The sequence below is a fragment of the Massilia putida genome (genome assembly GCF_001941825.1).
GTDB classification, from domain to species: domain Bacteria; phylum Pseudomonadota; class Gammaproteobacteria; order Burkholderiales; family Burkholderiaceae_D; genus Telluria; species Telluria putida.
In genome coordinates this window covers 1,989,824-2,014,642 of record NZ_CP019038.1, presented here as the reverse complement: position 1 = coordinate 2,014,642, position 24,819 = coordinate 1,989,824, and the positions used below count along the sequence as shown (strand labels likewise).

Below are 24,819 nucleotides of genomic sequence, written 5' to 3'. Positions count from 1 at the left end.
AAATGGTTGAAATCGAATTAGACGGCAAGAAAGTCGAAGTCCCACCAGGTTCGATGGTGATGGACGCCGCAAACAAACTGGGAACGTACATCCCGCACTTCTGCTACCACAAGAAGCTGTCGATCGCGGCCAACTGCCGTATGTGCCTCGTGGAAGTGGAAAAAGCGCCGAAGCCGCTGCCTGCCTGCGCCACCCCGGTCTCCCCGGGCATGATCGTGCGCACGCACAGCGACAAGGCCGTGCAGGCGCAGAAGTCCGTCATGGAATTCCTGCTGATTAACCACCCGCTGGATTGCCCGATCTGCGACCAGGGCGGCGAATGCCAGCTGCAGGACCTGGCCGTCGGCTACGGCAAGGGCGAATCGCGCTACGCGGAAGAAAAACGCGTCGTGGCACCGAAGGAAGCCGGTCCGCTGATCTCGATGGAAGAGATGAGCCGCTGCATCCAGTGCACCCGCTGCGTGCGCTTCGGCCAGGAAGTGGCCGGCGTGATGGAATTCGGCATGGTCGGTCGCGGCGAGCACTCGGAAATCACGACGTTCGTGGGCAAGTCGGTCGACTCGGAAGTGTCGGGCAACATGATCGACCTGTGCCCGGTCGGCGCGCTGACCAGCAAGCCGTTCCGCTACTCGGCACGTCCGTGGGAACTGCAGCGCCGCCGTTCGGTGTCGCCGCACGATTCGCTCGGCTCGAACCTGATCGTCCAGGTCAAGGGCGGCAAGGTCATGCGCGTGCTGCCGCTGGAAAACGAGAACATCAACGAGTGCTGGCTGTCGGATAAGGACCGCTTCTCGTACGAAGCGCTGGACAACGCCTCGCGCCTGACCACGCCGATGCTCAAGCAGGACGGCAAGTGGATCGAGACCGACTGGCAGACGGCGCTGGAATACGTCGCCCACGGCCTGCGCAACATCCGCCACGAGCACGGCGCGGACAGCATCGCCGCCATCGGCACGGCCCACTCGACCGTCGAAGAATTGTTCCTGCTGCAGAAAGCCATGCGCGGCTTCGGCATCGAGAACGTCGACTTCCGCCTGCGCCAGACCGACTTCGCGCTGGACGGTAAAGTGGTCCCGCACCTGGGCATGCCGATCGCCGAACTGTCGACCTTGGCGCGCGTGCTGGTCGTCGGCTCGTTCCTGCGCAAGGACCACCCGCTGGCCGCGACGCGCCTGCGCGCCGCCGTGAAATCGGGCGCCAAGCTGTCGATCGTCCACGGCTCGGCTGACGACAACCTGATCCCGACCGCGAACCGCATCATCGCCGCACCGAGCGACTGGCTCGCGGCGCTGACGGAAATCGCCGTCGCCGTCGCTGCAGCAAAAGGTATTGCCGCGCCGGCAGGCTTCGAAGGCGTGACCGCCGGCGATGCCGCCAAGGCCGTGGCCGCGACGCTGGTCGTCGAGAACGCTGCCGACCTGCCGGGCGCCGTCCTGCTGGGCAATGCCGCGATGTACCACCCGCAGGCATCGAAGCTGCACGCCGTCGCCGAGTGGATCGCTGAACAGACCGGCGCCAAGTTCGGTTACTTCGTCGACGCCGCCAACACGGTCGGCGGTTACCTGGTGAACGCCACGTCGAAGAACGCGGCGAACCTGTTCGCGCAGCCGAAGAAAGCGTACGTGCTGCTGAACGCCGAGCCGGAACTGGATGCGGCCAACCCGCAACAAGCCGTCAAGGCGCTGCGTGGCGCGGAGATGGTCGTCGCGATGTCCGCGTTCAAGCACGGCACCGACTACGCCGACGTGCTGCTGCCGATCTCGCCGTTCAGCGAGACCGCCGGCACGTTCGTCAACTGCGAAGGCCGCGCACAGAGCTTCAACGGCACCGTCAAGCCGCTGGGCGAGACCCGTCCGGCCTGGAAAGTGCTGCGCGTGCTGGGCAACCTGCTGGGCCTCTCGGGCTTCGATTACGAGAATTCGGAAACGATCCGCGACGAAGCCCTGGGCAAAGGCAACACGGACCTGTCCGCGAAGCTGAACAACGTCGCCAAGATCGCGCCCACCGGCGCCTTCTTCGGCAACGGCGAGCAGCTGGAACGCCTGGCCGATGTGCCGATCCACTTCGCCGACGCCGTCGCGCGCCGTTCCGAACCGCTGCTGCGCACGGCCGACGGCCAGGCGCCGCTGGCCACCATCTCGGCCAAGCTGGCGGAGAAGCTGGGCGTGAAGGCCGGCGACGCGGTGACGGTGTCGCAAGGGCAGGGCAGTGTGGTCTTGACCGCAACGATCGACGCGCGCCTGCCGGCGAACGTCGTGCGTGTCGCGGCCGCCCACGAATCGACTTCGGTACTGGGCGATATGTTCGGTCCGATCAATGTAGCTAAAGCATAAAGCAGGGGAGCCCAAGCAAAATGTCGGTACCTGACATGATCAACAACCTGAACAGCAGCGGCGCGAGCCTGCTCGGCACGACGGCCTGGCCGCTCGTGTGGACGCTGCTGAAAATCGTCGTCGTCCTGCTGCCGCTGATGGGCCTCGTGGCCTATCTGGTGCTGTGGGAGCGCAAGCTGATCGGCTGGATCCACATCCGTATCGGCCCGAACCGCGTGGGCCCCGCCGGCCTGCTGCAGCCGATCTCCGATGCCCTGAAGCTGCTGCTCAAGGAAATCGTGATCCCGGCGAAAGCCACGCCGAGCCTGTTCGTGATCGGCCCCTTGATGACCATCATGCCGGCGCTGGCCGCGTGGTCCGTCATCCCGTTCGGCCCGCAGGCTGCCCTCGCCAACGTGAACGCCGGCCTGCTGCTGCTGCTCGCGATCACGTCGATGGAGGTGTACGGCATCATCATCGCCGGCTGGTCCGCCAACTCGAAGTACTCGTTCATGGGCGCCATGCGCGCATCGGCGCAGATGATCTCGTACGAAATCCCGATGGGCTTCGTGATGGTCGTCGTGCTGATGGTGTCGGGCTCGCTGAACTTCTCGGACATCGTCGGCGCCCAGACCCGCGGCTACTTCGTCGAGCACGGCATCAACATCCTGTCGTGGAACTGGCTGCCGCTGCTGCCGCTGTTCATCATCTACATCACGTCCGGCCTGGCCGAGTGCAACCGCCACCCGTTCGACGTGGTGGAAGGCGAATCGGAGATCGTGGCCGGCCACATGGTCGAATACTCGGGCATGTCGTACGCGATGTTCATGCTGGCCGAGTACGCCAATATGATCCTCGTCGGCACACTGGCATCGATCATGTTCCTGGGCGGCTGGGCCGCACCGTTCTCGTTCCTCGAATTCGGCGGCGGTTTCGGCGGCTTCTTCTGGCTGTTCGCCAAGATGTTCCTGATCGTCTCCCTGTTCATCTGGGTCCGCGGCACGTTCCCGCGTTACCGCTACGACCAGATCATGCGCCTCGGCTGGAAAGTGTTCATTCCGCTGACCCTGATCTGGCTGGTGCTGGTCGCTGGCTGGATGCAGACGCCGTGGAACATCTGGAAGTAAGGAAGCACACAAAATGACACGAGTTAAAGAGATCCTCGGCAGCCTGATGCTGTCCGAGCTGATTAAGGGCCTGGCCCTGACCGGCAAGTACGCGTTCTCGCGCAAGATCACGGTCCAGTACCCGGAAGAAAAAACCCCCATCTCGCCGCGCTTCCGCGGCCTGCATGCGCTGCGCCGCTACCCGAACGGGGAAGAGCGCTGCATCGCGTGCAAGCTGTGCGAAGCCGTGTGCCCGGCGATGGCCATCACGATCGAGTCGGCGCAGCGCGAGGACGGCACCCGCCGCACCACCCGCTACGACATCGACCTGACCAAGTGCATCTTCTGCGGCTTCTGCGAAGAATCGTGCCCGGTCGATTCGATCGTCGAGACCCAGGTTCTGGAATACCACGGCGAGAAACGCGGCGACCTGTACTACACCAAGGAAATGCTGCTGGCCGTGGGCGATCGCTACGAGTCGCAGATCGCCGAGGCGCGCGAAGCTGACGCCAAGTACCGCTAATAACAAAAGGGCTCCTGCGTAAAGTCATGGATTTCACAACTGTTCTGTTCTACGTCTTCTCGGCCGTGATGGTGCTGGCCGGGTTGCGCGTCATTACCGCCAAGAACCCGGTGCACGCCGCGCTGTTCCTGGTGCTCGCGTTCTTCAACGCTGCCGGTATCTGGATGCTGCTCAAGGCCGAGTTCCTGGCCATCGTGCTGGTACTGGTCTACGTCGGCGCCGTCATGGTGCTGTTCCTGTTCGTCGTGATGATGCTCGACATTAACATCGACCGCATGCGCGAAGGTTTCTGGGGCTACCTGCCGGTGGCGTCGGGCGTCGGCGCGCTGATCGTGCTGGAGATGGCCGCCGTCCTGTGGCGCGGCTTCCTGGGCCAGGCCGATGCGCCGGCCGAAACGGCCGTGGGCCACATCGGCGGCACGCACGAACTGGGCCGCCTGATCTACACCCAGTACATCTACGGTTTCGAGATCGCCGGCCTGATCCTGCTGGTCGCCATCATCGCCGCCGTGGCGCTGACCCTGCGCAAGCGCAAGGACACCAAAGCAATCGACCCGGGCCTCGCCGTCCGCGTCAAGCGTAACGACCGCCTGAAGATCGTCAAGATGCCTGTGGTGAACCAGAAGGCCATCGACGACGCGGCCGTCGCCGCCGCCGCTGCCGCGGCCGTCGCCGCCGCCGCTGCCGCGGCACAAGCGAACACCAAGGAGGCGCAATGACTTTATCGCTCGCTCATTACCTGATCCTGGGCGCGATCCTGTTCGCGATCTCCGTGATCGGCATTTTCCTGAACCGGAAGAACATCATCATCCTGCTGATGGCCATCGAACTGATGCTGTTGGCGGTGAACCTGAACTTTGTGGCGTTCTCGCATTATCTGGGCGACGCGGCAGGGCAGATCTTCGTGTTCTTCATCCTGACTGTCGCGGCCGCCGAATCGGCGATCGGCCTGGCGATCCTGGTGGTCCTGTTCCGTAACCTGGACACGATCAACGTGGAAGACCTCGACAGCCTGAAGGGCTAAGCGGTTTGTCTGTCAACCTCCTGATCTCCTGATAAATACGACAAAGGTTCAAAATGGCGGGGCAAATTATTAACCCTAATCTCTTGCTGGCGGTGCCATTGGCGCCGCTCGCGGGCTCGGCGATCGCCGGCCTGTTCGGCACCAAGTTCTTCGGCAATGTGGTCGGCCGGGCGGTGTCGCATTCCGCGACCATCCTGGGCGTCCTGGTGGCGATGATCATCTCGATCATGACGCTGAACCAGGTCATCGACGGCGCCACCTATAACGGCGACGTCTATACCTGGATGACCATCGGCACCATGAAGATGTCGGTCGGCTTCAAGATCGACGCACTGTCCGCGATGATGATGTGCGTCGTCACGTCCGTGTCGCTGATGGTCCACATCTACACGATCGGCTACATGGCGGAAGACGACGGCTACAACCGCTTCTTCTCGTACATCTCGCTGTTCACGTTCTCGATGCTGATGCTGGTCATGTCCAACAACTTCCTGCAGCTGTTCTTCGGCTGGGAAGCGGTGGGCCTGGTCTCGTACCTGCTGATCGGCTTCTGGTACACGCGTCCGACCGCGATCTTCGCGAACATGAAGGCGTTCCTCGTGAACCGCGTGGGCGACTTCGGCTTCATCCTCGGCATCGGCCTGCTGCTGGCGGCCACCGGCACGATGAACTACGACGAGACGTTCGCCAAGGCGGGCGCGCTGTCGGCCATGTTCGTGCCGGGCACCACCTGGCCGCTGCTGACGGCTGCCTGCATCTGCCTGTTCATCGGCGCGATGGGTAAGTCGGCGCAGTTCCCGCTGCACGTCTGGCTGCCGGACTCGATGGAAGGCCCGACCCCGATCTCGGCACTGATCCACGCCGCGACGATGGTTACCGCCGGCATCTTCATGGTGACCCGCATGTCGCCGCTGTTCGAGCTGTCCGACACCGCGCTCTCGTTCATCGTCGTCATCGGCTCGATCACCGCGCTGTTCATGGGCTTCCTGGGCATCATCCAGAACGACATCAAGCGCGTTGTCGCGTACTCCACGCTGTCGCAGCTGGGCTATATGACGGTCGCGCTGGGCGTGTCGGCGTACAACGTCGCCGTGTTCCACCTGATGACCCACGCGTTCTTCAAGGCGCTGCTGTTCCTCGGTGCCGGTTCCGTCATCATCGGCATGCACCACGACCAGGACATGCGCAACATGGGCGGCCTGCGCAAGTACATGCCGATCACCTGGATCACGTCGCTGCTGGGTTCGCTGGCACTGATCGGCACGCCGTTCTTCGCCGGTTTCTACTCGAAGGATTCGATCATCGAAGCCGTCGGCGCCTCGCACCTGTGGGGTTCGGGCTTCGCCTACTTCGCGGTCGTGGCCGGCGTGTTCATCACGGCGTTCTACTCGTTCCGCATGTACTTCCTCGTGTTCCACGGTGAAGAGCGTTTCGGCAAGGCGCATGCCCATGACGATCACGCCCATGCCCATGACGCGCACGACCAGGCCGTCGCCGCCCACGGCCACGACGCCCATGCCGAGCACGATTCGGACGCGCACCACGAAGAAGAAGACGCGCACGGCCACCACGGCCTGGCCCCGGGCCAGAAGCCGCACGAGTCGCCGCTGGTCGTGACCTTGCCGCTGATCCTGCTGGCGATCCCGTCCGTCATCATCGGCTTCTTCGCGATCGGGCCGATGCTGTACGGCGACTTCTTCAAGAACGTCATCACCATCAACGCCGAACGCCACCCGGCGATGGAAGAACTGGCGCACGAGTTCCACGGCGCCGCGGCGATGGGCGTGCACGCGTTCACGTCGCTGCCGTTCTGGCTCGCGCTGGCCGGCGTCGTTGCCGCGTTCTACTGCTACATGATCAATCCGCGCGTGCCGGCGGCCTTCTACAAGGCGCTCCGTCCGATCCACACGCTGCTGGACAACAAGTACTACATGGACAAGTTCAACGAGATCGTCTTTGCCGGCGGCGCACGCCTCCTGGGCAAGGGCTTGTGGCAAGTGGGCGACCGCGCGCTGATCGACGGCCTCGTCGTCAACGGCTCCGCGAAGGTCGTCGGCTGGTTCTCGACCATCGTCCGTACGTTCCAGACTGGTTACATCTACCACTATGCGTTCGTGATGATCCTGGGCGTGCTGGGTACGCTGCTGTACTTCTTCCCGTTCTGGCACGCTTAAAAGAGAGAAAAACAAGATGCAGTCTACGATTTCTACCTTTCCTCCTTACCTGAGCCTGTCGGTCTGGTTGCCGATCCTCTGCGGCATCATCGTGCTGGCAGTCGGTCGCGACAGCCGCGCGGGCTTCACCCGGCTGCTCGCGCTGGCCGGTTCGATCATCAGCTTCCTGCCGACGATCCCGCTGTTCACGCAGTTCAGCAACACGGCCCACGGCCCCCAGTTCGTGGAGAAGGCCGCCTGGATCGAACGTTTCAACATCCAGTACTACCTGGGTATCGACGGCCTGAGCCTCTGGTTCGTGCCGCTGACCGCGTTCATCACGATCATCGTCGTGATCTCCGCCTGGGAAGTGATCCAGGAACGTGTCGCCCAGTACATGGGTTCGTTCCTGCTGCTGTCGGGCCTGATGATCGGCGTGTTCGTCGCGCTGGACGGCCTGCTGTTCTACTTCTTCTTCGAAGCCACCTTGATCCCGATGTTCATCATCATCGGCGTGTTCGGCGGCCCGAACCGCGTGTACGCGTCGTTCAAGTTCTTCCTGTACACGTTCATGGGCTCGCTGCTGACGCTGATCGCGATCATCTACCTGTACAACAAATCGAACGGCAGCTTCGACATCCTGGCATGGCACAACCTGCCGCTGACGATGAAGGAGCAGGTCCTGATCTTCGTCGCCTTCCTGATGGCCTTCGCCGTCAAGGTGCCGATGTGGCCGGTGCACACCTGGCTGCCGGATGCCCACGTGGAAGCGCCGACCGGCGGTTCCGTCGTGCTGGCCGCGATCATGCTGAAGCTGGGCGGTTACGGTTTCCTGCGATTCTCGCTGCCGATCGCGCCTGACGCCTCGCACTACCTGGCCCCGCTGATCATCGTGCTGTCCCTGATCGCCGTGATCTACATCGGCCTCGTCGCGATGGTGCAGGCCGACATGAAGAAACTGGTCGCGTACTCGTCGATCGCGCACATGGGCTTCGTCACGCTCGGCTTCTTCATCTTCAACGAGATCGGCGTGCAGGGCGGCATCGTGCAGATGATCTCGCACGGCTTCGTCTCCGGCGCCATGTTCCTGTGCATCGGCGTGCTGTACGACCGCCTGCACTCGCGCCAGATCGCCGACTACGGCGGCGTCGTCAACGTGATGCCGAAGTTCGCCGCGTTCTCCGTGCTGTTCGCGATGGCCAACTGCGGCCTGCCGGCCACGTCGGGCTTCGTGGGCGAATTCATGGTCATCCTGGGCGCCGTCAAGTTCAACTTCTGGACGGGCTTCCTGGCCGCCACCGCCCTGATCCTGGGCGCGGCGTACTCGCTGTGGATGGTCAAGCGCGTCGTGTTCGGCAAGATCGGCAACAAGCACGTGGCCGAACTGGTCGACCTGAACGGCCGCGAGTTCTTCATGCTGGGCGTGCTCGCGATCCTGACGATTTACATGGGCCTGTATCCGGCGCCGTTCACCGACTCGCTGCAAGTGTCGGTCACGGACCTGCTGCAGCACGTCTCGGTCAGCAAGCTGCCGCAGGCGGTCGCCGCGGTTGCCGCGCACTGAGTCGATAGGGCATCAACAACGATATGAATCCGATGATTAACACCAACGCTGTGCTGGCCGCCAACAACCTGGGGCCGGTCTCTGCAGAAATCTTCCTGGTCATCGCGTCCTGCGCCATCCTTCTGATCGACATGTTTCAGAAAGAGGGCAAGCGTACGCTGACCTACGTCCTGTCGCTGCTCACGCTGGTGGGCTGCGCGGCGATCACCTACGCCGACTTCAAGGCCGGCACGACGTCCTACACGTTCTACAACATGTTCGTGTCGGACCCGATGGCGAACCTGCTCAAGCTGTTCACCTACCTGGCCGTGGGCGTGACCCTCGTGTACTCGCGCCAGTACGCCGGCGAGCGCGGCATGATGTCCGGCAATATGGGCGGCGAGTTCTACGTGCTCGCGCTGTTCACGATGCTGGGCCAGATGATCATGATCTCTGGTAACAACATGCTGCCGATCTACCTGGGCCTGGAACTGATGTCGCTGTCGCTGTACGCGCTGGTGGCGATGCGCCGCGACCACGCGATCTCGACCGAAGCCTCGATGAAGTACTTCATCCTCGGTTCGCTCGCGTCGGGCTTCATGCTCTACGGTATCTCGATGATCTACGGCGCCACCGGTTCGCTGGACATCACGACGATCGCCAAGCTGGTGTCGGCCAACGCCGCCAACCACACGATCCTCGTGTTCGGCCTCGTGTTCGTCGTGGCCGGCATGGCCTTCAAACTGGGCGCCGTGCCGTTCCACATGTGGGTCCCGGACGTGTACCAGGGTTCGCCGACGGCCGTCACGCTGCTGCTGGGCGCCGCGCCGAAGCTGGCGTCGTTCGCGATGATGATCCGCATCCTCGTCGAAGGCCTGCTGCCGCTGGCGATCGACTGGCAGCAGATGCTGCTGGCGCTGGCCGTGCTGTCGCTCGTGATCGGTAACCTGACCGCGATCGCGCAAGCCAACCTGAAGCGCATGCTGGCGTACTCGACCATCGCACAGCTGGGCTTCGTCCTGCTGGGCATGATGGCCGGCGTCGTCGGCACCCGCGATGCCGCCAACGCCGCGAACATCGCCACCGCCTACAGCGCGTCGATGTACTACACGATCACCTACGTTCTGACGACGCTGGGCAGCTTCGGCGTCATCATGCTGCTGGCCCGCTCGGGCCACGAAGCGGAAGAACTGGCCGACTTCAAGGGCCTGGCCAAGCGCAGCCCGTGGTACGCGATCGTCATGACCGTGCTGATGTTCTCGCTGGCCGGCGTGCCGCCGATGATGGGCTTCATGGCCAAGTGGGCCGTGCTGGACGCCGTCGTCGGTTCGGGCCAGCTGTGGCTCGCGATCATCGCCGTGATGGCATCGCTGGTGGGTGCGTTCTACTACCTGCGCGTCGTGAAAGTCATGTGGTTCGACGAGGTGGCCGACGCGTCGCCGATCTCGACCCCGCTGGACATGCGCGTCGTGCTGTCGCTGAACGGCATCCTGGTCGTGCTGCTGGGCGTGCTGCCGGGCCCGCTGCTGGCGGCCTGCCTGTCCGCGATGACCCTGACGCTGAAGTCGTAAGGCCCGGTGGACATCTCCCTGGCCAGCTGGTTGGTGATCGCGGTCGCACTCGCGTTCGCCAACCTGCCGTTCCTCAACGAGAGCGTGCTCGGCTTCATTCCCGTGAAGCCGGCATTGAACAAGGCGCACGCGAAATACTTCGTCGTGCGCCTGTTCGAACTCATCCTCCTGTACTTCGTGGTCGGCCTGCTGGCCCACGGCCTCGAATCCCGCATCGGTACCGCGTTCCCCCAGACCTGGGAGTTCTACGCGATCACCGCCTGCCTGTTCCTCGTGCTGGCCTTTCCGGGCTTCGTCCTGCGTTACCTTCGCAAACGCCGCGGCTGAACCGCCGCGCGCGTCGCCGGTGTGGAAAAGGTTGAACATTCCGCACCCCTTTCCTTGCTATCGTTGTCGCTCGCAAGGAGATCCCCATGTCTGCACAAATCAGGAAGTCCGGCGCCGTCGCCGTTGCCATCGCCATCCTGCTGTCCGCCTGCGGCGGAGGCGGTGGAAACCAGGCTGTTACGCCACCCGTGACGGCACCGTCCGTCCAGGCCCCCGCGATCACGGCCCAGCCGGCCGCGCAATCCGTGAGCGCCGGCGGATCCGCCACCTTCGCCGTGACCGCGAGCGGCACCGACCTGACCTACCAGTGGCAGCGCGACGGCAAGGACATCGCCGGCGCGACATCGGCCAGCTACACCCTCGATAACGTCCAGAGCGCCGACACGGGCGCCAAGTTCACGGTCGTCGTGAAAAACGGCGGCGGCAGCGTGACGAGCGGCGCGGCCGTGCTGACCGTGCTGCCGGCGGCGGCGCGGGGGCTGGCCTTTGTCGCCGGCACGCCGGGCGGCCCGGGCAACCTGGACGGCGTCGATGGCCGCTTCGTGCTGCCGGTCCGTAGCGCCCTGAGCCCCGACGGCGTGCTGTACGTGGCGGACGACGCCAGTGCGCTCTCCTGGGACGGGAGTCCACCGTATGGCGACACCGTCCTGCGCATCGTGAACGTCGCCACCGGCGACATCAAGACGATCAACACCGAGCCGCTGCGCACGCGCGGCATGGCGTTCGACAAGGCCGGCAACCTCTACGAAGCCACCTGGAGCGCGGTCTACCGGACGGCGCCGGGCGGCAAGCGTACGCTGTTCGCCGGCTCCGCCAGCGAGCGCGGACACGTGGACGGCGCCGGCATCGCTGCGCGGTTCGATGGGGTCGGGGCCCTGGTGGCCGATGCCGGGGGTAACGTGTACGTCGGCGATAACAACTACTTGCGCAAAATTGCACCGGACGGCGGCGTGACCACCGTCGCGGGCGGCGCCGGACTGGACGCGGTCGGTTATCACAAGGACGGCACCGGCGCCGCGGCCAGCTTCCACAACATCACCGGGTTGACGATCGATGCCGGCGGCAACATCCAGGCGATCGACGCGATGTGGCTGCGCGTGATCACGCCCGCAGGCGTCGTCAGCACGCGCACGGTCACCGACGGCACCGGCACCGGCACCGGCGCCGGCGCCGGCGCCATGACGTCGGGTGCACTCGGCATCGCCGCCGACAAGGCCGGCAACGTGTACGTCACCGACACCTATTACGGGTGCCGGATCCGCAAGGTGGCGCCGGACGGGACGATGACGGACCTCGCCGGCCAGCCGTTCGGCCGCGGCGGCCGCGACGGCAAAGGCGCCACCGCCAGCTTCTGCGGAAGCGTCGATCCCTTCTATATCACGTGGCAAACGCGCGGCGACGACCTGGGCAACCTGGTGGTCGATGCCGCCGGCAACCTGGTCGTGGCGGACAGCACGGCCCGGACGATCCGCCGGGTCACGCCGGACGGCGACGTCAAGACCGTCGCCGGACGCGCCGGCTCGACCCTCGTCAACGTGGACGGCCCTGCGGGCAGTGCGCAATTCGTGCTCAATACGATCGACTACCGCCAGACCTCGCTTCCGTTTGCCTCCCGGTCGAACTATGCGCTGGCGGCCGACGCCCTGGGCAATGTCTACGTGGGCGAGAATGACCGCATCCGCAAGATCACGCCGGACGGCAACGTGGGCACGCTGCCGCTGCAGGCGCCCGGCACCAAGGACGCGCGCCTCTATCTCGGCGGACTCGCGTTCGGCGGCAACGCTTATCTGTCCGATGCGGTGAAGTCCCTCAACCGCGTGAATGCGGACGGCAGCCTGGCGCCGGTAGCCGGTGTCCCCGCAGGATCCGTCGGGTATGGCGAGCACGACGTTGCTGTGGACGCATCCGGCAACCTGGTCTGGATCGATTACCGTACGGCCGCCACCTCGCCCGGACCGTACCCCGTGCTCAAGCTCGCGCCCGGCGGGACCGTCACCACGCTGCCGGACACGGCCAGGAGCCTAGGCACCCCCGACGCGGACGGCAACCTGTGGAGCGTCAAGCCCGACGGCACGGTGATCCGGCTGGGCACGGACGGCAAGGCGGCGGTCGTGCGCACCGTGACCGCCACGCCGGGCGCGGTGCCCCTTGCCATCGCGCGCGACCGGGCCGGCAACCTGTACGTGGCCTGGCACGAAACGCCGAACTGGTATTCGGTGCACAAGATTCTGCCTTCCGGCGTCGACAGCGTGATCGCCGGCACGCCGAACGCGTACGGCGTGCGGCTGGGCGCGCCGGGCAGCCTCGGCGGCATCGATGCGCTGGCGGTGGGCGCGGACGACAATGTCTACGTGATGAGCGAGAACACGGTGCTGCGCATCGGCCAGTGACGCGTGTGCGGGCACCTGTCCGGGTCGTTTGTCTTATACTGCGGGCTCGCCGCACCGCCGGTGCGGCGAGCCCATCACGACTCAAAGACCGCCCATGGACGACCACCTCAAAGAAACGAAAATCGACGGCGAGCTCGCCTACGACGGCCACTTCCTCAAAGTCTCGCGCGACCGCGTCAGGCTGCCCGACGGTAAGGTCACGCAGCGCGAATTCATCCGCCATCCCGGCGCCGTCGTGATCCTCGCGCTGTTCGACGACGGCCGCGTGCTGCTCGAACGCCAGTTCCGCTATCCGAACCAGCAGGTGTTCATCGAATTCCCGGCCGGGAAGATCGACCCGGGCGAGGCATCGATCGCCTGCGCCAAGCGCGAGCTCGAAGAGGAGACGGGCTACACGGCCACCGACTGGCACTTCGTCTGCACGATCCACAACGCCATCGCGTATTCCGACGAGCATCTCGACCTGTTCCTCGCGCGCGGGCTCAAGGAAGGCCCGGCGAAGCTGGACGACGGCGAATTCCTCGAGACCTTCACCGCGACGATTCCGGAGATGCTGGAGATGGTGAGACAGGGCGGGATCACGGACGTGAAGACCGTGATCGGCACGTTCTGGCTGGAGAAGCTCGCCGCCGGCACCTGGAAGCCGGACTGACGTGCGCCGCGTGCGCATCGCCGCGCTCGGCCTGGCCGTGCTGGCCTGCAGCGGCCTCGTGTCCGCGCGGACCGCGTTCGAAGCCGGGTGCGAGGACGCGGCCCGCGACGCCGGCGCGACCTTTTCCACGCGCGAGAGCGGCTGGCGCGTCGACAACACCTTGTCCTACCGCGACCTGACGCGCATGAAGCGGCCCGGCGTGCGCAACGGCTTCGTGCTGGGCCTGACGCGCACGGAGTCGCGCGTGGCGATCCAGATCGACGGCACCTTGCTGGCATCGCCCGACGGCGCCCTGGAATGCGTGATGCCGCGCATCGCCGTGACCTTGTACTACCAGCCGATCGTCGTGTACGTCAGCCGCGAGTTCGCGCCGGACTCATGCGCGTACGACGAGATACTTGCGCACGAAATGCGCCATCTCAAGTCTTACCTGGACTATCTGCCGAAAGTGGAAGTGCGGGTGCGCGACAGGCTGGCCGGACGTTTCGCCGGCAAACCATTGTATGCGCGCGCCGGCGAGTCGCGGATGCTGCTCCAGCGTGAAATCGACCGCAACTGGATGCCCTACATTAAAGCCGAGATGGGCCGCGTGGAAAGGCTGCAAGCCATGATCGACAGTCCGCGGGAATACGCGCGTCTGAGCAAAGTTTGCCAAGGTGAGGTACAGTCTCTTATTGGATCGACAAGACGTTCCCGATCATAGCTTAAAATTTACATGACTCAAGCACCACGTTACTTCGCCCTGATTCCCGCCGCCGGCGTTGGCGCCCGCATGGGGGCGGCGAGCCCGAAGCAGTACCTCAAGATCGGCGGCAAGCCGATGCTGAGGTATACGCTCGACGCATTCCTGTCCAGCGAGCTCATCGCGCATACCTTCGTCGTCGTGAGCCCGGACGACCCGTACATCGACACCGTCGCGCCCAACCACGGCGTGACGATCCTGCGCTGCGGCGGCGCCAGCCGCATGGAATCCGTGCGCAACGGTCTTGCCGTGCTGGCGAACACGCTGTCCGGCTCGGACTGGGTGCTCGTGCATGACGCCGCACGGCCCGGCCTGACGGCGGAGCTGATCGAAAAACTGATCACGGGCACCGGCGACCACCCGGCCGGCGGCCTGCTGGCGCTGCCCATCGTCGACACCGTCAAGCGCGGCATCGACGGCGAAGCGTGCGGGACGGTGCCCCGCAACGGCCTGTGGCTGGCCCAGACCCCGCAAATGTTCCGTTACGAGCTGCTGCGCGACGCGCTGGCGGCCGTCGTCGACCCGAATTCGATTACCGATGATGCCAGTGCGGTTGAATCCCTCGGTTTGAGCCCTAAATTGGTGGAAGGGCATCCCCGCAATCTCAAAGTGACGCTGCCGGACGATATCCGGATCGCCGAGATGTACCTGGCAGTGTCCCAACCTGAACTCGTGTAAGGCGTGTAAAGAACATCATGGCTCTCGCATCGTACAACCCGACCCCCCCGTTCCGCATCGGTACCGGCTATGACTGCCACGCCCTCGTCGAAGGGCGCAAACTGATCGTCGGCGGCGTCGCCATCCCGCACCGCCTGGGCCTGCTCGGCCACTCGGACGCCGACGTGCTGCTGCACGCCATCATCGACGCCATGCTGGGCGCCGCCGGCCTGGGCGACATCGGCAAGCATTTCCCGGACACCGACCCGATGTTCGCCGGCGCCGACTCGCGCGTGCTGCTGCGCGAGGCCGCCAACCGCGTGCTGGGCACCGGCTACACCATCGGCAACATCGACGCGACGATCATCGCCCAGCAGCCGAAGATGGCGCCGCACATCCCGCAGATGGTGTCGCGCATCGCCGAGGACGTCGGCATGTCGCCGCAGCAGGTGAACATCAAGGCCAAGACCAACGAGAAGCTCGGCTTCCTCGGCCGCGAGGAAGGCATGGCGGCGCAGGCGACCGTGCTGCTGATCCGCGCCGCTGCGTAGAACGCGTCGCGTGGGCGCGGGGCGGCCACCCGACGCGTCCGATGGAATGATGGCATCATGTCGCCACCGCAATAAAATGGAGACGACATGATCGCAACCACGCCGCGCGCCGCGTGGGGTCTGATGCTGGCCGCCAGCGCCATCCTGATGATCACGATGGCCGCGCGCCTGACGACGGGCCTGTTCCTGTCGCCGCTGAACACGGCGACCGGCCTCGGCGTCGCTTCGATCAGCTTCGCGATGGCCGTCGGCCAGTTCATGTGGGGCGCGTCGCAACCCATCTTCGGCGCCGTTGCCGACAAATACGGTTCGGCGCGCGTGATCGTGCTGGGCGCCGTGCTGCTGGCCGGCGGTCTCGCGGCCACGCCGTTCGTCTCCTCGCAATGGGGCCTGCTCGTGACGCTGGGCCTGCTGTCCGCGAGCGGCGCCGGCGCCGGTAGCTTCTCGATCCTCATCGGCGCCACCGCGCAGCGCCTGCCGGCCGAACGGCGCGCGTTCGCGTCCGGCTTCATCAACGCGGGCGGCTCGTTCGGCCAGTTCGTGTTCGCGCCGCTCGTGCAGGTGCTGATCGCGACGGCGGGCTGGATCACGGCCATGCTGGCGCTGGCCGCGACCACCTTGCTCACCATCCCGCTCGCGTGGCCGCTGCGCGGCAAGCCGCCGGCGCAGGCCGCCGCCGGCCACGGCGCGCCGTCTGCCGACGTTACGCTGGGCCGCCAGGTGCGCGAGGCGCTGCGCGACCGCAGCTACCTGTGCCTGCACGCCGGCTTCTTCACGTGCGGCTTCCACATCGCCTTCCTGGTCACGCACCTGCCGGGCGAAGTCGCGCTGTGCGGCCTGCCGGCGGGCGTGTCGGCGACGGCGCTGGGTCTCATCGGCCTGTTCAACATCGCGGGTTCGTTGACGGCAGGCAGCCTGGCGCAGCGCTACCGCATGAAGTGGCTGCTGGCGCTGATGTACGGCAGCCGCGCCGTCATCATCGCGGCATACCTGCTGGCGCCCAAGTCGGCGTGGACGTTCTACGTGTTCGCCGCGGCCCTCGGCTTCACGTGGCTCGCGACGGTGCCGCCGACGGCGGGCCTCGTCGGCAAGCTGTTCGGCACGCGCTATCTCGCCACGCTGTTCGGCCTGACCTTGCTGTCGCACCAGATCGGCGGCTTCTTCGGCGCCTGGCTGGGCGGCCTCGCGTTCGTGCACTTCGGCGACTACACATGGATGTGGTACGCCGACATCGCGCTGGCATTGGCAGCCAGCCTGGTCAACCTGCCGATCCGCGAACCCGTGCCGCACATGGCCGCGGCGGCAGCGGCGAAAGCATAAATGGCGCGCGATCCGTGGGCCTACCGCGACGTGGCCGTCGAGTCGGTGCCTGACGCGCGCACGGGCCGGCTGCGCATCAAGCCGATGGCGGGGCAGGCCTATGCGACGTCGATGCGCGTGCAGTGCGCGCGGGCGCTGTCCGACCCGGAACGCTATCCGGCCGGCACGCGCTTCCTCATCCGCGCCAAGCTGACGGACCGCGCGGGCGGGCCGCCGTTCCTGTATGCGTGGCATGGGGATCCCGTGCGGGTGCTCACGCCGCGCGAGGTGCGCACCTTCCTCGACGAGTACCGGCGCCGGCGCATCTGAGCGGCCTGCGCGGAAAGTCGTTACACTTTGGACTCCGTACGACCCATCAGAACGAAAGGACCGTCATGGCAACAAGGAAGATTGCAGTGCTCGTCGGCAGTCTGCGCAAGGACTCGTTCACCCGCAAGCTGGCCAAGAGCCTGATGCTGGTGGCGCCGCCCACGCTGGAACTGGAGATCGTCGACATCGGCCAGCTGCCGCTGTACAACCAGGATGACGAGACCGAGACGCCGCCGGCCACCTGGACCGAATTCCGCAACCGCATCCGCGAAGCCGACGGCGTCCTGTTCTGCACGCCGGAATACAACCGTTCGCTGCCGGGCGCGCTGAAGAACGCCATCGACGTCGGCTCGCGTCCGTACGGCCAGGCCGCATGGACGGGCAAGCCGTGCGCCGTCGTGTCCAATTCGCCGGGCGCGCTGGGCGGCTTCGGCGCCAACCACGCCGTGCGCCAATGCCTCGTGTTCCTCAACATGCCGTGCATGCAGTCGCCCGAAGCGTATATCGGCGGCGTCGCCGGCAAATTCGACGGCGACAAGCTGACGGACGAGGGCCTCAAGACGTTCCTGCAGCAGTTCATGGAATGCTTCGCGACGTGGGTGGAGCGCCATGCGGACTGACGCCATGCACAGCGCCATCGCGATCCGCGAGATCGACCACATCGTGCTGCGCGTCGTCGATCTTCCCCGCATGCTGCAATTCTATGGCGACGTGCTGGGCTGCCGCGAAGTGCGGCGCCAGGACGAGATCGGCCTCGTGCAGCTGCGCGCGGGCAGTTCGATGGTCGACCTGATCCCGGTCGACGGCAAGCTCGGTAGCGCGGGCGGCGCGGCGCCGGGCAGGAAAGGGCGCAACGTCGACCACTTCTGCTTCCGCGTCGAGCCGTTCGACGAGGCCGCGATCCGCGCCCACCTGGCCGCGCACGGGATCGAAGCCGGACCGGCCGCGCCGCGCTTCGGCGCCGAGGGCGAAGGCCCGTCGATCTACCTGCAGGACCCGGAAGGCAATACGATCGAGCTGAAAGGGCCGCCCACCACGCCATCATGACGCCGGAAGACGCCGCGCCGCCGTACGTCCCGCAATCGCCCGTCGCGTACGGCAAGCCGCCGGGCGGGTGGCGGCGGCGCATGTACGACGTCATCTTCGAAGCGGACACGCCGGCCGGCCGCCGCTTCGACGTCGCCCTCGTCATCGCGATCCTGCGGCGATCCTGATCCTCGGCACGATCATGTACGTCGTCGAGGGACCGGAGAACGGCTACACGAGCATCCCCGTCGCGATGTACTGGGCGACCGTGACGATGACGACCGTGGGCTACGGCGACATCACGCCGCACACGAACCTCGGCAAGGCCATCGCGTCGTTCATGATGCTGCTCGGCTGGGGCATCCTCGCCGTGCCGACGGGGATCGTGACGGCCGAGATGACCATGCGCCACCGCGCCGCGCCGGCGCGACCGGACCGGCGCTGCCCGACTGCGCCAGCGCCGGCCACGAGGCCACGGCGAAGTTCTGCAAGGATTGCGGCGGCGCTGCCCTGACGTCACGGTTGTCGCGAGGCCGGGATTTGGTAGAATCCTCTTGAAACGTGTGTCCCTGCGATGTGATGTCAGTGGACGAGTTCGATAATGACGATCTCTGTCGTGCCGCCGGATGTGGACACCCCTACCGTTCTGATCATCGACGATACGCCCGCCAATGTGCGCATCCTGGTGGAGTATCTCGAAGGTCGCCGGGTGCGGGTGGCAGTCGCGCAGGAAGGCGAGGAAGGGTTGGCGCGCGCCGAATTCGTGCAGCCTGATCTGATCCTGCTCGACGTGATGATGCCCGGCATGGACGGCTTCGAGACCTGCCGGCGCCTGAAGGCTTCCGCCGGGACGCGCGAGATTCCGGTGATTTTCATGACCTCGCTGTCCGAGACCCATGACAAGCTGACGGGCTTCGCGGCGGGCGGTGTCGATTACGTCACGAAACCATTCCAGCTCGACGAAGTGTGGGCGCGCATCACGACGCACCTTGCCTTGCGCAGCGCGCAGCGCCGCCTGGCCGAGCAGAACGCGCAATTGCAGCAGGAAATCGCCATGCGCCGGCGCGCGGAGGCCGACCTGAAGACCGCGAACGATGCGCTCGAAGCGCGGGTGGCCGAGCGTACCGCCGAACTGGTCCGTACCAATGCCAGTCTCGAACAGAAGATCGCCGAGTACGACCAGGCGCAACGCCGGATCGACTACATGGCGCACCACGACGCGCTGACCGGGCTGCCCAATCGCGTGTTGCTGGAAGACCGGATCAACCAGGCCATCGCGCAGGCGCGCCGCCACCAGGACGAAATGGTCGCGCAGCTGCACATCGATCTGGACCATTTCAAGACCATCAACGATTCCCTCGGCAACCAGACCGGCGACCGCCTGCTGCAGGCCGTCGCCAACCGTCTCCAGCAATGCACGCGCGAGGGCGACAGCCTCGGCTGCCTGGGCGGCAACGGGTTCGGCGTGTGCCTGCCCGCCTTGCCGACCAGTCACGATGCCGCGCTGGTGGCCAGCAAAGTCCTGGAATCCCTGGGCCGCCCGTTTGCCGTCGACGGCCAGGAATTGCACGTCAGCGCCAGTATCGGCGTCAGCCTCTTCCCGTCGGATGGCAGCGACGCGTCCGCGCTGCTGCGCGCGGCCAACGCGGCCATGTATAAAGCCAAGGAAAAAGGCCGCGGGAACTACCAGTTTTTCACGGCGGCCCTGCACGAAGCGGCGAAGAGGCGGATGGCGGCGACCAACCAGCTGCGCCAGGCGCTCGCCCAGGACGAGTTTTCCGTGTATTACCAACCCCAGGTGGACATGGAAAGCGGACGGATCTTTTCGGCGGAAGCGTTGCTGCGCTGGACGCCGCCGGGCAGGGCGCCGCGCTCCTGCGTGGAATTCATCGCCATCGCGGAAGAAACGGGGATCATCGTGCCGATCGGCGAGTGGGTATTGCGCCAGGCCTGCATGCAGCTCAGGCGCTGGCGCGACGGCGGCCATCCGGACATGCGGATCGCCGTCAACCTCTCGGCCCGCCAGTTCGCCCAGGCCAATCTGACGGACTTCGTCGCGCAGGTAATCGAGGAAACGGGCATACCCGCCGACGCGCTGGAACTCGAAATCACCGAAAGCGTGACGATGCAGCCCAGCGACGAGAATATCGCGGTCCTGCACCAGCTGAGCAATTTGGGCGTGCAATTGTCCATCGACGACTTCGGTACCGGCTATTCCAGCCTCGCCTATCTGCAGAACTTTCCCATCCACGCGCTCAAGATCGACCGCTCGTTCGTCATCGGCATCAACGAGGAAACGCACGATGTCGCGATCGTCGCGGCCATCATCGCGATGGCGCACAGCCTGCACCTGAACCTCATCGCGGAAGGGGTCGACAGTGCCGAGCACGTCTCCTTCCTGACGGCACACGGCTGCCTGGCCGCCCAGGGTTTTTATTACAGCCAGGCCGTGCCGGCGGACGCCTTCACCCGGCTCCTGGATGAAAGGAACCGGGCGCCGGACGGCAGCGGCACGGCGAACGCGGCGATGGGTCGGAGCGTGTCGGACTAGGGCGGCGCCGCGGCACGCCGTCTCATGGCTGCGGATCTCCGCTCCGTGCCGCTTCATGTTCCGTGCGATACCGCGTCACCAGGGCGAGAATGGCTTTCGATTGATAGTTTTCCGCCAGCATGCGCAACGCTCGGGCAAAGGCGGCATAGCGCGGGTCGAGGTCGGCCAGGTAATCGGCGCGCGCGCGCAGGCTTTGCATATTGCCGACCCGTGCAAGCTGGTACAGCGTCTCGATCTCGTCGCGCGGGGGAACGATCATGTCGGCGGCCTGCCCGGCCTCGCTCCCGGCGGGCTGCGCTTGTGCTATCCGTTCCGTCGTGGTGAGCCACGTCAGGGACAACAGTTCGCCGATGATCTTCAGCAGCCGGTCGTTGTCGATCGGCTTGGGCAGGAAGGCGTCGGCGCCCGCCGCGAGGCATTGCGCTTCGTCCTCGCCGGTGGCGCTGGCGCTGGTCATGATGACGGGAATCCCGGCGCGCTGCGGACGTTGCCGGATCCTGCGCGTCGCTTCCCGCCCGTCCATCACGGGCATCATCACGTCCATCACGATGAGATCGGGATCGACGCGGTCGAGCAGATCCAGGCACTCCTGGCCGTTCTCGGCATCGAACACTTCGAACCCCAGCGGCTGCAGGGCATCGATCAGCACGAGCCGGTTCTGCGGCAGGTCGTCCACGACCAGCAGCCTCTTGCGCGGACCTTGGTACCCCGTGATCTGCGGGGCAGGCACGGCGGCCTGTGGCGCCGCGGCGAGCGGCAGGTCCAGTTCGAACCAGAACAGGCTGCCCTGGCCCAATTGGCTCGTCACCTCGATGTTTCCTCCCATCATGCGAATCAGTTGCTGGCTGATGGCCAGGCCCAGCCCTGACCCGCCCTCGCGCCGAACCACGTCGCCGGCCTGTTCGAAGCGCTCGAAGATGGTCGCCATCTGTTCGTCGGTCATGCCGATGCCGCTGTCGGCCACTTCGAAACGCAGGCGCACCATGCCGGCGGACGACGCGGCCTTCAGCACACGGAGGCTGACCTCGCCGTGATCGGTGAACTTGACGGCATTGCACAACAGGTTGAGCAGGACTTGCCGCAAGCGCTTCTCGTCCACGATCACGGCGGACGGCAAGTCCGGCGCCGCCTGGCACCTGAACGACAGGTTTTTCTCGTCGGCCTTCACGCCGATCATTTTCGTCACCAGACCGAGGAACGCGGCAAGATTGCACTCGGCCGGATACAAGCTCAGCTTGCCGGCCTCGATCCGCGCCAGGTCCAGGATGTCGTTGATGAGGTTGAGCAGGTGCTGGCCACTTTCCTGGATGGTCGTCAGGCCGGCGGCCTGGCGCCTGCTCAACTGGTGCGGATCGCGCCGCAGGATCTGCGCGTAGCCCAGGATCGCGTTCAGCGGCGTGCGCAGTTCGTGGCTCATATTGGCCAGGAAGGTGCTCTTGACCTGGTTGGCGACTTCCGCTTTCTCCTTGGCGATCTGCAGGTCGTGCGTCCGCTCGTCGACGATGCGTTGCAGCTTGCGCGCCTGTGCCTGCAACTGGCGCACGCGCGCGCGGTAGAGCGCGTAGGTCAGCGTCAGCGCCAGGGCTGCCATCAGCACGCGGAACGTCCAGGTCTGCCACCAGGGCGGGGTGATCGTGACGGCGAGCGCCGCGCCGGTCTCGTTCCAGACGCCGTCGTTATTGGACGCCTTGACCCGGAAGACGTAATTGCCGGGCGACAGGTTGGTGTAGGCGGCCTCCCGATGCGCGCTGTCGACATAGGTCCAGCCCCGGTCGAAGCCTTCGAGCTGGTAGGCATACCGGTTCTTGGCGGGCCAGCGGTAATTCAGGGCGGCAAACCGGAATCCCAGGCTCGACTGGCGGTAATCGAGCGTGACGGCCTTGGCCAGGTGGACGCTGGTGGCGAGCGGCGAGCGGTCGCCGGCCTCGAGCTTGTGCTTGAACACCGACAATTCGGTGATGTACACGGGCGGCGCATCCGGATTGTCCTTGAAGAAATCGGGATGGAAGCTGGTCAGGCCGTCGGTGGTGCCGAAATACATGGTCCCGTCCGCGGCGCGATAGGCCGAATGGTTCCAGAACTGATTGCTGGGCAGGCCGTCGCGCGCATCGTAGACCCGGATCTTGCCGGACGACGGCGTGATGCGCGCGAGGCCCTTGTCGGTACCCGCCCAGATATTGCCCGCGTTATCGGCCTCGAGCGACATCACGTAATTGCTCGGCATGCCTTGTTGCGTGGTGTACGCGGTGAACCGGCCGCTGCGCGCATCGTAGCGGTTGACGCCGACGTCGGTCGCGACGACGATGGTGCCGTCGGGCAGTTCGGCCAGGTCGTTGGCGATCTGGGTGCTGAGGCCGTCCCGTTCCGTAAAATTGGTGAACTTGCCGCTGGCGGGATCGAGCCGGCTCAAGCCCGCATCGGCCGCCACCCAGATCGAGCCGTCGCGGGCGGCCAGTACGGCGTTCGTCAGGTTATTCGCGAGGCTGGACGGATTGGCCGGGTCGTGGGCATAGATCGTCAGCACCTTGCGCTTTGGGTCGAAGCGCTGCAGCCCGACGCCGTACACCGACATCCAGAGCATGCCGTTGCGGTCGACCGCCAGGTCGCTGATGGTGCTGTCCGACGTGGCGCCCTGGGGGGCGTACCGGCTCAGCGTGAACCGTTCGAAACTGTCGGTGCGCTCGTCATAGCGGTCCAGGCCGGCCCGGGTCGTCAGCCAGACCGTGCCGTCGGCGTCGGTGGCGATGGCCGTGATCGCGACTTCCGACAGGCTGTGCGGGTTGCCGGGCTCCGGCAGGTAGTGCCGCGAGGTGCGGGTCGCCGGGTCGTAGCGCACGGCGCCCGCATCCTCGCTGACGCTCCACAGGCGCCCGTGGCGGTCGCTCACCATGCCCGACACCAGCATGCGGCCCGACGTGGCGCTCAATCCCGTTTGCTGGAACATGGAGTGGAAGCGCCCGGAGGCGTCGTCGAAGCGGACCAGGCCGTTGAACGTGGCGATCCAGAGCGCGTGATCGCGCGACTCCGTCATGTATTCCGTCATGTTCGACGCCACGCTCAACGGATCGCCCGGATCGTAGCGGTAGTGGATGAATTTGCCGGTGCGAGGAATCATCCGGTGAATGCCGCCGCCCCAGTGCGACGTCCACAGTTGGCCGCGGCTGTCGCGCATCACCTTCAGCACCGCGTTGTTGGCCAGGCTGCCCGGGTCGTTAGGATCGTGCCGGTACACCGTGAAGGTGCCCGCGCGCGGATCGAAATGGTCGAGACCGCCGTCGGTGGCGATCCACAGCGTGCCGTCGGCGTCCAGGAACAGTCCCTCGACGGAATCGTTGGCCAGCGAGTTGGGGTTGCGGTCGTCGTGGCGGTAGTGGCTGAACTTGCCGGTGGCCGGATCCAGGCGGTCGAGTCCGCCGCCATAGGTGCCGACCCACAGCATGCCGTCCTTGTCCTGCACCACCTGGGTCGTGATCTGGCTGTTCGCCAGGCTGTCGGGCCGCGACGGGTCGTGCCGGTAGACGGTCGCCTTGCCCGTCCTCGGATCGAGGCGGGACAAGCCGCCTTCGCTCGACACCCACATCATGCCGTCCCGGTCCTCGAACGCGAACCAGACGTTGTTGCCGGCGATCGTATCCGGCTTGCGGTCGTCGTGCCGGAAGAACGTGAACCGTTCGGTGGCGAGGTCGAGTTTCAGCAGCCCGTTCCCCCACGAACAGAACCACAGGTTGCCGTCCCTGGACTGCGAGATCGTCTGGTAGAACTGGGCGACGTGGCGTTCGACACCGGGCGGCACCGGGCGATAGACGGTGAAGTCGGACCCGTCGAATTTCGAGATGCCGTTGCGGGTCGTCACCCACATGAAGCCGTACCTGTCCTGCGCGACATCGAAAGCCACGTTGTTCGCCAGGCCGTCGCTGACGCCGAAGCGCTGGAACGCTTCGGTATAGCGCGCCGGGTCGTCGGCACCCCGTGCCGGCAAGGCGCAGAGGGCCGCCAGCGCCGCCGCGACGACCCATCCGTTTCCGGTCGGGGGCTTGGCGCGGGCTGGTTGCATAGGGACTC

At 65.7% G+C, this 24,819-nt stretch carries 22 protein-coding genes; 21 read left to right on the top strand and 1 reads right to left on the bottom strand.

The features are described from left to right. Window positions 1-2 precede the first annotated feature (2 nt). The 21 genes from nuoG to BVG12_RS11075 all read left to right on the top strand — a co-directional run bounded on the left by nuoG (window position 3) and on the right by BVG12_RS11075 (window position 20,757). Window positions 3-2,333 (top strand): NADH-quinone oxidoreductase subunit NuoG, encoded by a 2,331-nt coding sequence (gene nuoG, locus BVG12_RS11170; protein WP_075792450.1) that lies wholly within the window; start codon window positions 3-5, stop codon window positions 2,331-2,333. A gap of 35 nt (window positions 2,334-2,368) precedes the next feature. Continuing rightward, window positions 2,369-3,439 (top strand): NADH-quinone oxidoreductase subunit NuoH, encoded by a 1,071-nt coding sequence (gene nuoH / locus BVG12_RS11165; RefSeq protein WP_370662836.1) that lies wholly within the window; start codon window positions 2,369-2,371, stop codon window positions 3,437-3,439. 13 nt (window positions 3,440-3,452) lie between these two features. Next, window positions 3,453-3,941 (top strand): NADH-quinone oxidoreductase subunit NuoI, encoded by a 489-nt coding sequence (nuoI, locus tag BVG12_RS11160; RefSeq protein ID WP_075792448.1) that lies wholly within the window; start codon window positions 3,453-3,455, stop codon window positions 3,939-3,941. A gap of 26 nt (window positions 3,942-3,967) precedes the next feature. Continuing rightward, window positions 3,968-4,660: an NADH-quinone oxidoreductase subunit J gene (locus BVG12_RS11155; RefSeq protein ID WP_075792447.1), complete on the top strand. Its 693-nt coding sequence runs from the start codon at window positions 3,968-3,970 to the stop codon at window positions 4,658-4,660. Beyond that, complete coding sequence (nuoK, locus tag BVG12_RS11150; RefSeq protein WP_029757428.1) at window positions 4,657-4,965, top strand: NADH-quinone oxidoreductase subunit NuoK; 309 nt, start codon at window positions 4,657-4,659, stop codon at window positions 4,963-4,965. Before BVG12_RS11155 ends, nuoK begins: the two co-directional genes overlap by 4 nt. 53 nt (window positions 4,966-5,018) lie before the next feature. Beyond that, the gene (gene nuoL / locus BVG12_RS11145; RefSeq protein ID WP_075792446.1) at window positions 5,019-7,139 is read left to right on the top strand and encodes an NADH-quinone oxidoreductase subunit L; all 2,121 of its coding nucleotides are present in this window, start codon (window positions 5,019-5,021) and stop codon (window positions 7,137-7,139) included. Between the two features lie 16 nt (window positions 7,140-7,155). After that, window positions 7,156-8,682 carry an NADH-quinone oxidoreductase subunit M gene (locus tag BVG12_RS11140; RefSeq protein ID WP_075792445.1) on the top strand — a complete coding sequence of 509 codons (1,527 nt, stop codon included), beginning with the start codon at window positions 7,156-7,158 and terminating at the stop codon, window positions 8,680-8,682. Between the two features lie 23 nt (window positions 8,683-8,705). Then, on the top strand, window positions 8,706-10,232 hold the full coding sequence (nuoN, locus tag BVG12_RS11135) for an NADH-quinone oxidoreductase subunit NuoN (RefSeq protein ID WP_075792444.1): 1,527 nt from the start codon (window positions 8,706-8,708) through the stop codon (window positions 10,230-10,232). A 6-nt stretch (window positions 10,233-10,238) separates the two neighbouring features. Further along, complete coding sequence (locus tag BVG12_RS11130) at window positions 10,239-10,559, top strand: DUF2818 family protein (protein WP_075792443.1); 321 nt, start codon at window positions 10,239-10,241, stop codon at window positions 10,557-10,559. 86 nt (window positions 10,560-10,645) lie between these two features. Next, window positions 10,646-12,949, top strand: coding sequence for a hypothetical protein (locus tag BVG12_RS34825; RefSeq protein ID WP_075792442.1), 2,304 nt, complete (start codon window positions 10,646-10,648; stop codon window positions 12,947-12,949). Between the two features lie 94 nt (window positions 12,950-13,043). After that, on the top strand, window positions 13,044-13,601 hold the full coding sequence (locus tag BVG12_RS11120; protein ID WP_075792441.1) for an NUDIX domain-containing protein: 558 nt from the start codon (window positions 13,044-13,046) through the stop codon (window positions 13,599-13,601). Between the two features lies 1 nt (window position 13,602). Beyond that, a complete protein-coding gene (locus tag BVG12_RS11115) occupies window positions 13,603-14,304 on the top strand; it encodes a hypothetical protein (protein WP_075792440.1) in 702 nt (233 codons plus the stop codon). A gap of 12 nt (window positions 14,305-14,316) precedes the next feature. Then, the gene (ispD, locus tag BVG12_RS11110) at window positions 14,317-15,021 is read left to right on the top strand and encodes a 2-C-methyl-D-erythritol 4-phosphate cytidylyltransferase (RefSeq protein WP_075792439.1); all 705 of its coding nucleotides are present in this window, start codon (window positions 14,317-14,319) and stop codon (window positions 15,019-15,021) included. Between the two features lie 17 nt (window positions 15,022-15,038). After that, complete coding sequence (ispF, locus tag BVG12_RS11105; protein WP_075792438.1) at window positions 15,039-15,551, top strand: 2-C-methyl-D-erythritol 2,4-cyclodiphosphate synthase; 513 nt, start codon at window positions 15,039-15,041, stop codon at window positions 15,549-15,551. 87 nt (window positions 15,552-15,638) lie between these two features. Continuing rightward, complete coding sequence (locus BVG12_RS11100) at window positions 15,639-16,871, top strand: MFS transporter (RefSeq protein ID WP_075792437.1); 1,233 nt, start codon at window positions 15,639-15,641, stop codon at window positions 16,869-16,871. Continuing rightward, entirely contained in the window at window positions 16,872-17,180 is a 309-nt protein-coding gene (locus BVG12_RS11095; RefSeq protein ID WP_075792436.1) for a hypothetical protein, read from the top strand. A 65-nt stretch (window positions 17,181-17,245) separates the two neighbouring features. Then, on the top strand, window positions 17,246-17,800 hold the full coding sequence (locus BVG12_RS11090) for an NADPH-dependent FMN reductase (protein WP_075792435.1): 555 nt from the start codon (window positions 17,246-17,248) through the stop codon (window positions 17,798-17,800). Continuing rightward, a complete protein-coding gene (locus tag BVG12_RS11085) occupies window positions 17,790-18,227 on the top strand; it encodes a VOC family protein (protein ID WP_083684910.1) in 438 nt (145 codons plus the stop codon). Before BVG12_RS11090 ends, BVG12_RS11085 begins: the two co-directional genes overlap by 11 nt. Further along, complete coding sequence (locus BVG12_RS35645) at window positions 18,224-18,394, top strand: hypothetical protein (RefSeq protein ID WP_307189111.1); 171 nt, start codon at window positions 18,224-18,226, stop codon at window positions 18,392-18,394. Before BVG12_RS11085 ends, BVG12_RS35645 begins: the two co-directional genes overlap by 4 nt. A gap of 14 nt (window positions 18,395-18,408) precedes the next feature. Further along, on the top strand, window positions 18,409-18,720 hold the full coding sequence (locus BVG12_RS35640) for a potassium channel family protein (protein ID WP_075792434.1): 312 nt from the start codon (window positions 18,409-18,411) through the stop codon (window positions 18,718-18,720). 87 nt (window positions 18,721-18,807) lie between these two features. Continuing rightward, entirely contained in the window at window positions 18,808-20,757 is a 1,950-nt protein-coding gene (locus tag BVG12_RS11075) for a putative bifunctional diguanylate cyclase/phosphodiesterase (RefSeq protein WP_075792433.1), read from the top strand. 22 nt (window positions 20,758-20,779) lie between these two features. Here the strand turns inward: BVG12_RS11075 and BVG12_RS11070 are convergent, their stop codons facing one another. Continuing rightward, window positions 20,780-24,811, bottom strand: a complete 4,032-nt coding sequence (locus tag BVG12_RS11070) for a hybrid sensor histidine kinase/response regulator (protein ID WP_075792432.1) — start codon at window positions 24,809-24,811, stop codon at window positions 20,780-20,782. Between the last annotated feature and the right edge of the window lie 8 nt (window positions 24,812-24,819).